General features: G+C 53.8%; 11 protein-coding genes. 6 read left to right on the top strand and 5 right to left on the bottom strand.

The annotated features are described in order from the left end of the window. Positions 1-145: 145 nt before the first annotated feature. The gene (locus tag AC1AWK_RS00240; protein ID WP_476567324.1) at positions 146-1,120 is read left to right on the top strand and encodes a LacI family DNA-binding transcriptional regulator; all 975 of its coding nucleotides are present in this window, start codon (positions 146-148) and stop codon (positions 1,118-1,120) included. 118 nt (positions 1,121-1,238) lie between these two features. Here the strand turns inward: AC1AWK_RS00240 and AC1AWK_RS00235 are convergent, their stop codons facing one another. Beyond that, positions 1,239-2,282 (bottom strand): glycoside hydrolase family 43 protein, encoded by a 1,044-nt coding sequence (locus AC1AWK_RS00235; RefSeq protein WP_476567323.1) that lies wholly within the window; start codon positions 2,280-2,282, stop codon positions 1,239-1,241. An 85-nt stretch (positions 2,283-2,367) separates the two neighbouring features. Next, a complete protein-coding gene (locus AC1AWK_RS00230; protein ID WP_476567322.1) occupies positions 2,368-3,675 on the bottom strand; it encodes an ABC transporter substrate-binding protein in 1,308 nt (435 codons plus the stop codon). A 145-nt stretch (positions 3,676-3,820) separates the two neighbouring features. On the opposite strand from AC1AWK_RS00230, the gene AC1AWK_RS00225 reads away from it, so the two are divergent. The 5 genes from AC1AWK_RS00225 (at position 3,821) to AC1AWK_RS00205 (ending at position 6,451) form a co-directional block, all read left to right on the top strand. After that, positions 3,821-4,858, top strand: a complete 1,038-nt coding sequence (locus AC1AWK_RS00225; protein ID WP_476567321.1) for a LacI family DNA-binding transcriptional regulator — start codon at positions 3,821-3,823, stop codon at positions 4,856-4,858. A gap of 337 nt (positions 4,859-5,195) precedes the next feature. Beyond that, a complete protein-coding gene (locus tag AC1AWK_RS00220) occupies positions 5,196-5,384 on the top strand; it encodes a hypothetical protein (protein ID WP_476567320.1) in 189 nt (62 codons plus the stop codon). Between the two features lie 300 nt (positions 5,385-5,684). Next, positions 5,685-5,840: a hypothetical protein gene (locus AC1AWK_RS00215; RefSeq protein ID WP_476567319.1), complete on the top strand. Its 156-nt coding sequence runs from the start codon at positions 5,685-5,687 to the stop codon at positions 5,838-5,840. A gap of 6 nt (positions 5,841-5,846) precedes the next feature. Then, positions 5,847-6,176, top strand: coding sequence for a DUF4143 domain-containing protein (locus tag AC1AWK_RS00210; protein WP_476567318.1), 330 nt, complete (start codon positions 5,847-5,849; stop codon positions 6,174-6,176). A gap of 50 nt (positions 6,177-6,226) precedes the next feature. Then, the gene (locus AC1AWK_RS00205; protein WP_476567317.1) at positions 6,227-6,451 is read left to right on the top strand and encodes a hypothetical protein; all 225 of its coding nucleotides are present in this window, start codon (positions 6,227-6,229) and stop codon (positions 6,449-6,451) included. A gap of 609 nt (positions 6,452-7,060) precedes the next feature. On the opposite strand, the gene AC1AWK_RS00200 is transcribed toward AC1AWK_RS00205, so the two are convergent. From AC1AWK_RS00200 to AC1AWK_RS00190, 3 genes are all read right to left on the bottom strand, one after another. After that, complete coding sequence (locus tag AC1AWK_RS00200; RefSeq protein WP_476567316.1) at positions 7,061-8,902, bottom strand: ABC transporter ATP-binding protein; 1,842 nt, start codon at positions 8,900-8,902, stop codon at positions 7,061-7,063. A 48-nt stretch (positions 8,903-8,950) separates the two neighbouring features. Continuing rightward, on the bottom strand, positions 8,951-10,804 hold the full coding sequence (locus tag AC1AWK_RS00195; RefSeq protein ID WP_476569480.1) for an ABC transporter ATP-binding protein: 1,854 nt from the start codon (positions 10,802-10,804) through the stop codon (positions 8,951-8,953). 303 nt (positions 10,805-11,107) lie between these two features. After that, positions 11,108-11,650, bottom strand: coding sequence for a MarR family winged helix-turn-helix transcriptional regulator (locus tag AC1AWK_RS00190; protein ID WP_476567315.1), 543 nt, complete (start codon positions 11,648-11,650; stop codon positions 11,108-11,110). Between the last annotated feature and the right edge of the window lie 130 nt (positions 11,651-11,780).

The following is an 11,780-nucleotide window of genomic DNA, read 5'->3' as shown; positions in this document are numbered from 1 at the left end:
TTTTGCGCAAGTCACTCTACTTTAATAGATATTTTTTGTTTGTTTACAACTATTTAGCAGGCATCATTTTTGCGCAAATCATAGATGTCTTCCTGCCGAGACACAATGGACACATAGCCAATACCCACGAAGCTTGAGATAAAAGATGTCCATAACACAGGTAGCTCATCATGCCGGCGTCTCTGCGTCAACCGTATCCCGATATCTACGTGGATCCCTAGCCCTCAAGCCAGACACTGCACAGAAAATCAACGAGGCCGTACTCCTATATGGATATAGCCCCCGTATTCGCACAGACTCACGGACTCTCGCCCTTATCGTACCGGACCTACAAAATCCCTTTTACAGCTCGCTTGCCCAAAATCTCTCACAAGCGGCACACAGCCGAGATTACACATTGGATATCAAAGTATCCGAAGCCGATAGAGAACAAGAACGTTCCCTCGTTGAAGAGGTTGCCACACAAAACCGATACCACGGACTACTGTATGCGGGACTCAATGAGTCCAACCCCTCACTACGACGAATCGCTGCATCAACAATGCGCCTCGTGGTTTTAGATGAGACCATAGACGACCCCAAACTGCAAAACGTCAGCAGTGTCGTGGTCGACAACTACTCCGGAGCTTACCAAGCAGTCAGTTATCTTATATCCCTAGGTCACCGGCGCATAGCATACCTATCAGGACCCGCCTCCCTAAGCACTTCGTCCGAACGGCTCCGAGGATACTCCGCAGCTCTGGCTAACGCGAAAATCCGCCTGGATCAAGAGCTCATATTTTCCGGACCTTATACCGAGGAATTTGGCAGCAGCATTTTCCCCTATCTCATTGAGTCCACGCAGCGTCCAACCGCGATTTTCTGCGGCTCCGATATAGCCGCCGTCGGTCTCCTCGGGGCTGCCGAACAGTACGGCATCTCCATTCCAGACCATCTTTCCGTGATAGGCTGCGATGGCATACACATAGGACAGTGGCTGCGCCCACAACTGACCACCCTCCAACAACCTGTCGAGGATATCGCTAAAACCGCAATTGAACTTATCGACCAGCCCCTACCACAACACGTGCAGCTACCTCTCAACCTCGTCATCCGAGCTTCTTCCGCAAAACCCCTCTAACAACAACCAGCCCCCTCCAAAAAATTTTGTCATGTCAGAACCCTACGACGCCGAATGACAAAGCACGCGGCTGCCCAACAAAAGCTCAGCCCCTCGCAGCTAGAAATACGCGCTGCAGCTACCGCATCGTACGCCCCCTGGTCGTATCGCCACGCCGCCACCGTCCCACAAGGGACGCATATTCTTCATTGCTTACATGCAGCACAGAACCGTGTCTCGCCCCAACCGGCATGGCATAGTCACCCGCCAATGTAAACGAATTTTCTAATGCCGTGTTTGCACTACATAAAGGCATATACCCACGCTTTAGACCCATGTACTCGTCCACATACAAAATTGCGGAATTATCGGGGAATAGCACCAAGGAAGGCCCCTCAACCCCATGCAGTTCACCGACATGCTCTTGCCGAAAAGCCCTAAAACATGAGCTCAGCAAGCATTGCGGTAAATCATCCAACGATATGCCATTCGGCCATGCCCATCGATCATTACTATCAAATAATTGAGGAGACAAAAACATTCCAATCGTCTTTGCGTCCTCGTTTTTGATAGTCAATAGCCATTGCCCCGCCTCCTGCAGCCAAGTGATATTCGCATCAATACACGAATGTTCAGCGTTTACGCACACAAACGGCTTCGACCACTCTTGGAAATCGCGCGTCCACGCCGCGTACAGACGCTGTTTGCGATATCCATCACTCACATGAGTACTTGACCAATACGCCAAATAAGCGCCGGCGCCAGGAACCCACGTGGCCTTTGGAGCCCACACATTACCTACGCCCAGCCCCTCGGCAATATTCACCATGTGAGGGCTGGACCATGTCACCAGATCCGACGTACGCCACATCAAAAAATCTTTGCGCCCATTGCATTCCATCTTCCGCCAATCCGGAGCATGATCATCACCTGCATATTGCGACGCCTTGGTATTCAGATCCGTCGCCAGCAATACCACTTCTCCTGAAGCGCAACGCACTAAGAACGGATCGCGCGCTCCACAATCCCCCACGCTTGAGCATAGAATGGGCTGACCATCATTCAACGTGTCCCAATGGAGCCCATCTTCACTCACTGCGAAATAGATTTGCTGATCATTATCACGCCGCTCATCTCCATGAAAATAGGCATACAACAACGGCGATTTCACGGTCTCGCTCACTTCCCATACCCCACAGCTTTAAAGGCGTTTGCGTGGCATCACCGAGTAATGCCACGCAAACACATCACCAAGCAAAATGAACTTGTCACTGATTTACAGTGAAACCTTGTTGCTTGCCATATTCGACCAATTTCTGCTGCCACTGCTTGAATCCATCCATCAACGTTGTGGACGGATCAGTGAACGCTTTACCCACGGTGTCGGAATAAATCGAATTCGCATAGACCTGATAAGGCAAGAATGTGAATGATGTTTTTACGTCCTTCGCGCCTTGCGCCAAAACAGCATTCACCTCCTGTCCGCCAAAATAGTCATCCGCCTTCCCCAAGAAATTCTCATCTTCCAAAGTCTTGGTATCCGGAGGGAAGCTTCCCCCCTCGGTAAACGTCTTATTGCCTCCGCCCAAGCTGATGTACTGCGCAAATTTATAAGCAGCTTCCGCATTTTTCGAACCCTTGACTACCGACAACGCTCCACCTCCATTCTCTGAATTCACCGCTTCGCCGGTGGGGGTGGGTGTATTCGCTACACGAAAGTCGCCGGCAGCGTCAGCCACGCTTGACTCGAGCGTAATCGGCATCCAGGCACCTGTTATCAGCGATGCGATATGCCCATCGCCAAGGGCACGATACCAATCCTCAGACCATCCAGCAGTCTTGGTATCAACAAGATTTTCATCAATCATCTTCTGCCAAAAATCGGTAAAAGTCTTAACTCCCGGGTCGTCAGTGAGATTAATGCTCAACTTGTCACCGTCAATCGAGAAAGGCTGTCCGCCAGCAAGCCAAATCATGGAAAGCGCGAAGCCCGCATCAGCGGAATCGGACGTAATGTAATAGTCATCACCCAACGCATGAATCTTCTTCGCCGCTTCGTAGAAATCATCCCAACTCTTAGGAGCCTCCGTCACGCCGGCCTGATCGAAAATCACTTTGTTATAAAACAATGCCATAGGACCGGTTCCCATCGGCATGCCGTACACCTTTCCGTCAACAGTCACACCGGCTCTCGCTCCAGTAGTAAACTGGTCCATCTCTTTTTCTGCTCCGAAGGTGCTCAAATCTTCCAAGGCCCCAGAATAGGCGAATTGAGGAACGGCATTGTAATCAAGCTGCACCAAGTCCGGAGCTCCGGACCCCGCGCTAATCGCATTACTTAACGCCGTGTACTCATCGTTATTGGTTCCGGCATTCACAACTTTGATGGTAATATCAGGATTTTCCTTCTCGAACCCTGCCACGGACTTCTGAATCAAAGGCTCCCATGCCCAAACGGTTACCGTTGTTTTCCCATTTTCGCCGGCAGCCCCGCTCGACGCGCTTCCGCAGGCGGCCATCGACACCGCCATCGCCGCGACGACCCCAGCTCCCAAGACTTTCCGAATTGCTGACATGTGGCATACGCTCCTTTGCTTGTGCCCGCAATATTCAGATTTGCAATACTGAATATTTATCGGTAAACTTATCGGTAAACAAAGAGGATAATCAGTAGGACTACACTTGTCAACATAAGGCGTTTCTCACATAAGGAGGAGACCATTGGCAACATTATCCGACATCGCCAGAGCTGCCGGCGTCTCCAAAATGACTGTATCCAACGCCTTGCGCGGCCGCGCAAACGTGAGCGAAGCCACCAGGCGGCGCATATTACAAACCGCAGAACGGCTCGATTACCAGCCAAACCTCGCGGCACGTACGCTCAGCTCCGGCCGCAACAATATCATCGAGTTGATCATTCAAGATTTCAACATCCCTTTTTACTCGGAACTCGCAAGCGCTATCACCCTTGCCGCAGACCGGCACAATATGCAAACATCGGTACGACAAACATCATATCGAGCCGAGCGTGAAAAGAATGTCATGCAGCACGCCTCACTCTTCTGCGACGCGCTCGTACTCGCAACCCCGAAGATCAGCAGTCAAGAAGCACAACGCCTGGCACAACATAGGCCACTCATTCTCATCGACGAGCATACCGGCAACAACAACGCGCCCACAGTAAATACACCAAACAAAGCTGGTTCATACACCGCCATGGCCCACCTGCTCGGCACAGGGGCGCGACGCCCCATCCTACTCGGTCCATCACCTGACTGCATCGCCCATCCAGAACAAAGCAATGCGGTCCATCGACTCCGCGTACAAGGAGCTCAGCAAGCACTTCGAGAACACGGCATGACCTTAACTGCCGAACAATGCATCCCCACCACTTGGGATTTTGAACATGCGAGAGAGACCGCCTATCGTATCGGAACAACCAGCAATCCCCCAGACGCCATATTCGCACTATCCGATACCGTTGCAATAGGCGCAATGCGAGGCCTTATAGACGCCGGACTACAAATCCCCGATGACATACAGGTCATAGGTTTTGACGGTGCCGCATACGGAGCGTTCTACAATCCGCCATTGAGCACCATAGCCATCAACATGGAACGTATGGCAGAACTCATCGTGCAACGTATCACAGAAAGACTGCACCACGACGGCATCGAGCACACGAATGCACCTCTTGCCTCTCATGACATTGCTCCATTCGAGCTCATCATCAGGGAGTCAACCCGCAAGGCCCCCTAATCCCGCTCACTCACGCCCCGCCGGCCCAGGCATCTTCTATAGAAAGCAGCCGTCCACATAAGGATCCAACTCATGAAACCTGCCCGATTCGCCAGCATCCCACGACAAAAATACCGAGAAAACACACTCTTTTGCGAATAAACTCGTACCCAGTAGTACACATGAATATAACAAAAGTGTGATTACTGTACACTAAAACTGCTATAAAAATGTGATGAACAACCAGTAAAATTTGGTATAAAAGTGTGGTTGTGGCGCGTATATGGAACGACTAATTTTGCAGAAATTACTGGATTGGAAGCATTCCCATATCGCAAACCCTTGATTCTCAAAAGGCGTGCACCAGGTCGGCAAAACTTGGATACTCAAGGAATTCGGCAAGCGTCATTGCGACAACACCGCTTATTTCAGCTTCGATGAACACGAGGAATACAAGCAGCTCTTTGAAACCACAAAAGACGTAGAACGGATTTTGCAAAATCTGATGCTGGACAGCGGACAGAAAATCCTGCCGGAAAAATGTTGATTATTTTCGATCAAGTTCAGGATTGCCCCAAAGTCATCAACTCCACGAAATACTTCTGCGATAACGCGCCACAGTATCACATCGCCTGCGCCATTTCTCTTCTGGGCATCACCTTAGCGAAAACCCCTTTCCTCCGGTCGGCAAAGTCAACTTCATGCAAATCGACCCGATGACATTTACCAAGTTCCTCTTGTCCAACGGAGACAAGAATCTCGCAAACTATGTCACAACAGCGGATTCCATCGAACCAATTCCCGACGCTTTTTCAATCCTCTGTGCGAAAAACTGAAGATGTATTATGTGACCGGAGACATGCCAGAATCCGTCAAAATATGGACGGAAGCACGGGATGTCAATGCCTTGCAAGAATCACTGTCCGGAATCATCGGTGCCTATGAGCGAGATTTTGCCAAACATCCTAATACCAACGAATTCCCTAAAATTTCAATGATTTGACTCCCAATGCCATCTCAGCCTGCACGAGAGAACAAGAAATTCATCTACCGAGTTATGAAGGAAGGTGCACGCTCCCAAGAATATGAGGACGCTTTGCAATGGCTGGTGGACGCCGGTCTGGCGCATAAGATTTCCCGAAGCAACGCGCCCAACTTGCCGATATCGGCGTACGACAATCCCTCTGCTTTCAAAATATATCTCGTGGATGTAGGTCTGCTTCGCCGACTGGCACAGCTCGCACCAACTGCATTCGGCGAATGCAATCGGCTGTTTACTGAGTTCAAGGCGGGCATTAACCGAGAATCATGTCCTTCAAACATTGAACATACAGTTTGAGGTAACTTCGGTACTGGACACCAACGAACCCACCTTATGAGGTGGATTTCTTGATTCAGCACGATAACGATATTTCCCCCGTAGAAGTCAAATCTGAAACGAACATCATCAGCAAAAGCCTCAAGAAATTCAAGGAGATCTTCCCCAATCGGACCAAGCTTCGCATCCTCTTCTCGCTGAACAATCTGAAGCTCGACGGTGATATGTTGAACATTCCGTTGTTCATGGCAGACCACACCGATCGACTGATTGGACTGGCGCTCGAGCAGCAATAGGCTGCACGTCAGTGCGGCTGCTGCCACGCGGCTGCATGCCCGTACGACTGCACAACCGCACAAACCCAGCGCAAAGGTGTGTGTTTCCACCACTATCATGACCAAAACCCGCATCTTTTTCGGCCTCAAATACGAAAGTGTGTGTTTCCAACATCCACAAGGCCGGTTTCGAGCCTCCAAGAGTGCGGAAAACACACACCATCCATTCCAGAGTGTCGAAAACACACACAAAACACGAGCCACCAATGTCGAAAACACACACCACCCGAGCGGTGGCATCCGCAGCGGCCTTAACGGTGTCGTAAATACACACAAAACAGGACCCGAGAATGGTGCAAACACGCACTTTCTAAACCGAGACGCGGACAGCAACCCCATCGATGCTGAAAACACACACCTCCCGGACAGGATCACCGCGGACCCCCCCCTCAGCGAGTCCGGGTACCCGGAAAACACCGAACACCCAAAACCAGGCGCCCGCAGACAACCCGGACGCCAAGAAACGTCACGCCGAGCACCCCGCCGAACCCGAACGGCCGACAAGCCCGAACGGCCGGCGAGCCCGAGCGCCCGGAAACACCCCGGGCACCCGGCACAACGACACACGCCTTACGCGTCGAGCGTGAACTGCGAGTTGTACAGCCCCGCATAGAAGCCGTTCGCCGCCAGCAGTTCTTCGTGCGTGCCACGTTCGATGATGTCGCCGCCGTTCATCACGAGAATCATGTCGGCGTCACGAATCGTAGACAGGCGGTGCGCGATGACGAAGCTGGTACGGCCGACGGTGAGCGCGTCCATGGCTTTTTGGATCAGCTCTTCGGTGCGCGTGTCCACGGATGATGTGGCTTCGTCGAGGATCAGGATCGGCGCATCCTGCACCATGGCGCGGGCGATGGTGAGCAGCTGCTTCTGGCCTTGCGACAGCGATGACTTGTCATCCAATACCGTGTCGTACCCTTGCGGCAGGGAGCGGATGAAGCGGTCCAAGCCAACGGACTTGCATGCGGCGACAATCTGCTCGTCGGTAACGCCCTTCTTGGCGTATGCAATGTTTTCCCGCACAGTGCCGCGGAACACCCACGTATCCTGCAATACCATGGAGAACTGGTCGTGCACGTTCCATCGCGGTACGGACTTGGTGTCCACGCCGTCGATGGCGATGCTGCCGCCGCTAATCTCGTAGAACCGCATAAGTAGGTTGACCATGGTGGTTTTGCCCGCACCAGTCGGCCCGACGATGGCGACTTTCTGCCCGGCCTTCACTGATGCAGAGAAGTCGTGGATGATGGTCTTGTCGGCATCGTAGCCGAAACTCACGTGGCTGAATTCCACGTCGCCGCGCACCCGCTGCGGCGCACCGCTGGCGTCACGGCCCAGCATCGGTTGCTTGGACTGTTCGTCGGCCATTTCCGGCTCCTCAAGGAAGCCGAACACGCGCTCGGATGCGGCTGCGCACCGCTGCAGGTTCTGGAACGCCTGCGCGAACTGGCTCAACGGCTGCGTAAACAGGCGGATGTACATCATGAACGCCACGATCACGCCAAATTCGATTTTGTCGTTCAGGGCAAGCGCCGCGCCGACCACGCATACGACGACGTAGCCGAAGTTGCCGACGAAGTTCATCAGCGGCATCATCAGGCCGGAGAAGAACTGGCTTTTCCAGCCGGATTCATACAGATCATTGTTGTACTGCTCGAATCGGCGGATGGAGTCGGCTTCGCCGTTGTAGGCTTTGACGACGATATGGCCGGCGTACATTTCCTCGACGTGACCGTTGACATCGCCCAAGGCGGCTTGCTGGCGCATGAAGTAGCGTTGCGAGGCTTTCATGATGGCCATCATGATGATCATGCCAATGATGCTGGAACCGATGGCGCACACGGTCATGATGATATCGTTGCGGAACATCATGATAAGCGACCCAAAGAACAGGGTTATCGACGTGATGAGGGCACCCAACGACTGGCCGAGGGTTTGTCCGATGGCGTCCACGTCGTTGGTGATGCGGCTCAGGACATCGCCGTAGCTGACTTTGTCGAAGTATTTCAGCGGCAGCTTGTTGATTTTGACGCTGATGGCTTCGCGCAACTGCTGTGCGGTGCGCTGGGTAACGGTGGCCATCAACCAGTTTTGCACGTAAGTGAGCACCGCGTAACCGGCGTAGAGAGCCACCAACCCCCAGGCGATGTTTTCCACGGCAGTTAAGTCGATGGAGTTAAGCACGGGACGGCCGTGCACCATGGCCGGCAGGCCTTTGGTGATTTCGTTGGTGATGTCTTTGATGCGATCTGGGCCGATGATCTGGCAAACCGTGCCCAGGGTGCCGAGAATAAGGCCGATGACGATAACAGGGATATACCGGCGGCTGAATACCACCAGCTTGTTCATAACTTTGCCAAAATCGGCGGGCTTTTCCGCAGCTGATTGCGGGCCCATCATCCGTGGAGGCATGTGCGTTCCTTTCCTACTGGTCTTGTCAATGCGCGTCGCTCGCCGTTATCATTCACCCAATTCGGCGGCGCTCAGCTGCGATTCTGCGATTTCCCGATACACCTGGCAGTGCTCCAACAGCTCCCGGTGGGTGCCTTGTCCGGCGACTTTGCCATCGTCTAGGACAACGATGTGGTCAGCGTTCATGATGGTGCCAATGCGCTGCGCCACGATGAGTTTGGTGGAATCGGCCGCATATTCGGCAAGCGCGTCTCGCACCGCACGGTCAGTTTTGAAATCCAGCGCAGAGAACGAGTCGTCGAATACGAGGATTTCAGGCTGGCGGTAGACGGCACGGGCGATGGAAAGGCGCTGCTTCTGTCCGCCGGACACGTTGGAACCGCCTTGGGCGATGCTGGCTTCGTAGGTGTCTTCCATGCGGTTGACGAATTCGCTGGCTTGGGCCACGTCGCAGGCGGAGCGTACGGCGGCACGCTGTTCGTCGCTGAGTGTGGCTTGGGCTTGTTCGGCGAGCATGGCGGCTTCGCGTTTGCGGCCCGCGATGGTGGAGGTGTCGGCCAGTTCGACTTCCGCTGATTCTCCGGGCTTGTCGCCGTAGGATACGTTGGATTCGACTGTGCCTTTGAACATAACCGACTGTTGGGGAACGTAGCCGATTTTGTCGCGCAGGGCTTTGAGGTTGTAGTCACGCACGTCCACGCCATCGACAAGCACTTGTCCCGCAGTGACGTCGTAGAAGCGTGGGACAAGATTGACAAGCGTGGATTTGCCGGAACCGGTCGATCCGATGAAGGCGACGGTGTCGCCACGCTTGGCACGGAAGCTCACGTGCTCGAGCATTGGTTCGCGTGAATCGGGGTAGGCGAAGGTGACGTCGCGGAATTCCACGGTGCCGGTTTGACCAGTTTCACCGTCTTTGCGAGTTCCGGATTCGATGCTCGGCTTGGTGTCGAGCACTTCCATGACGCGACGCGCGGAGACGTCGGCGCGAGGCCACAACACGAATACCATGCTCATGAGCAGGAAGCTCATGATGACTTGCACGGAGTAGCTGGAGAACACCACCATGTTGGAGAACAGGGTGAGTTTGTCGGTGAGGTCGGCTTCTTCGATGAGGTAAGCGCCGATCCAATAGACGGCCAGCATGAGGCAGTTCATGACTGTATTCATCAACGGCATCATGATGGACATGGCACGTTGGGTGAACAGCTGCGTGCCGGTGAGATCCTGGTTGGCGGCGGTGAACTTACGCTCTTGATAGTCTTCCGCATTGTAGGCGCGCACGACGCGCAGACCGGTGAGGTTTTCACGCGCTACTAGGTTGATATTGTCGGTAAGTGCCTGCATTTGACGGAATTTGGGCATGACCAGCGCCATGAGCACGGCCACCATTACGAGCAGGATGACGACAGCGACGGCTGTGGCAAGCGTCCAGTCAAAACCTTTGCCGGCGATCTTGCAGACTGCCCACACCGCCATGATGGGGGACTTGACGAGCAGCAGCAAGCCCATGGTGATGAACATTTGGATTTGCGTGATGTCGTTGGTGGAGCGGGTGATCAGGCTTGCGGTGGAGAAACGATTAAGCTCTGCCGGACCGAAGGATTCCACTTTACGGAATTCGAGGGAGCGCAAGCGCTGGCTGAAGGAAGCGGCCACACGCGCGGCGATGAATCCTGTAGCGACGGCGCACAACACCGACCCGAGCGAGATGAGGAGCATTTTGCCGCCGGCAATCCAAATATCTCGCATCTCACTGCCAGGGGTTTCGACGAGGCGGGTGATGTCTGCCATGTAGTCGGGCAACTCGAGATCAAACCAGATTTGCCCGACGATGAAGAGCAGGCCAACGAATAACTGCCCTATCTCCGCTTTGGACAGGTATTTGCAGATACGGAACATACGCGTCCTTTCCGTTGCTTCCATTTTATCTTCTATCATTAATAGCTAACAGTGTAAGTATTACATAACAGTGTAAGTATTACAGCGGGGGAGACATTCGCCCGTCGCGAACATAGCGACAGCGTGTCGCGCCAGATGCACGCCGGAGCGAATCTCCGCAGAATGCGCGAACATGAAGCGGATACGCAAGGATGGGGCAAACAGCATTCGATTATGACGAGCCAGCCGTGTCATTGGCGGCCGCACCACACTACATTGCCCCAGCCGGAGGCTTCAGGCCCTCGCAATGCCCTCCGGCCAATCTCAGCCCTTGCAATCCCCCATATCCAGCGGCTTATCGCTCGCGGCGGAGCCGGCCTCTCGTTCCGCGCGTCGCCTAGCAAACGCCTCCGACACTTCCTGCGCAGAAGGCTCCTCTCCACCAGGTCGGCAAATCGACACATACGTGGAAAATTCCTCCATCAGCTCCACAAACTCGCGCGTGCGGCGCTCCCCCATCTGCGTAAACACCCAGCACACAGCCGAACGCACTTCCTCACGATTACGCAACGCTTGCTCACGACCCGCTTCGGTAAGGTTGACAATCACATTGCGTCGATCTTGCGGATCGACGGCCCGCGTCACCATGCCCTTCTTTTCCAACGCAGACAACACCGCAGAAATACGCCCCGAACTCGATTTCATCGCCGAAGCCAATTGGGACGGCGTCATAAACCCTTGCTTGAGCAGCTGACGCAACACGAACGGCTCGCCTTTGGTGGCGCGGGCCATCCGCTCTTCCATAATCGAACGACTGCCTTCAACGCTGGCAATCAGCGTCTCCAACGCTTCTTGTTCAAAACCCATCGCACGCTCCTTGCCACTCATCGCTCTCTTCCACCCTCAAGAATATCTCATGGTGAAAACTTTTAACACTATGTAATATTTTTGCGTGCAACAAGGCCCCGTAGCACATCCGCACCACGGGGCCTTGTAC

It is taken from the genome of Bifidobacterium sp. LH_491, from assembly GCF_056356495.1.
The sequence above is the reverse complement of the archived record's forward strand: the minus strand, read 5'-3'. Positions and strand labels throughout refer to the sequence as shown.

What these genes read in the sequence shown, in the direction of transcription:
- AC1AWK_RS00240 (WP_476567324.1), top strand. Translation starts at nt 146, where the DNA reads ATGTCCATAACACAGGTAGCTCATCATGCCGGCGTCTCTGCGTCAACC.
- AC1AWK_RS00230 (WP_476567322.1), bottom strand. Translation starts at nt 3,675, where the DNA reads ATGTCAGCAATTCGGAAAGTCTTGGGAGCTGGGGTCGTCGCGGCGATG.
- AC1AWK_RS00210 (WP_476567318.1), top strand. Translation starts at nt 5,847, where the DNA reads ATGCCATCTCAGCCTGCACGAGAGAACAAGAAATTCATCTACCGAGTT.
- AC1AWK_RS00200 (WP_476567316.1), bottom strand. Translation starts at nt 8,902, where the DNA reads ATGCCTCCACGGATGATGGGCCCGCAATCAGCTGCGGAAAAGCCCGCC.
- AC1AWK_RS00195 (WP_476569480.1), bottom strand. Translation starts at nt 10,804, where the DNA reads ATGTTCCGTATCTGCAAATACCTGTCCAAAGCGGAGATAGGGCAGTTA.
- AC1AWK_RS00190 (WP_476567315.1), bottom strand. Translation starts at nt 11,650, where the DNA reads ATGGGTTTTGAACAAGAAGCGTTGGAGACGCTGATTGCCAGCGTTGAA.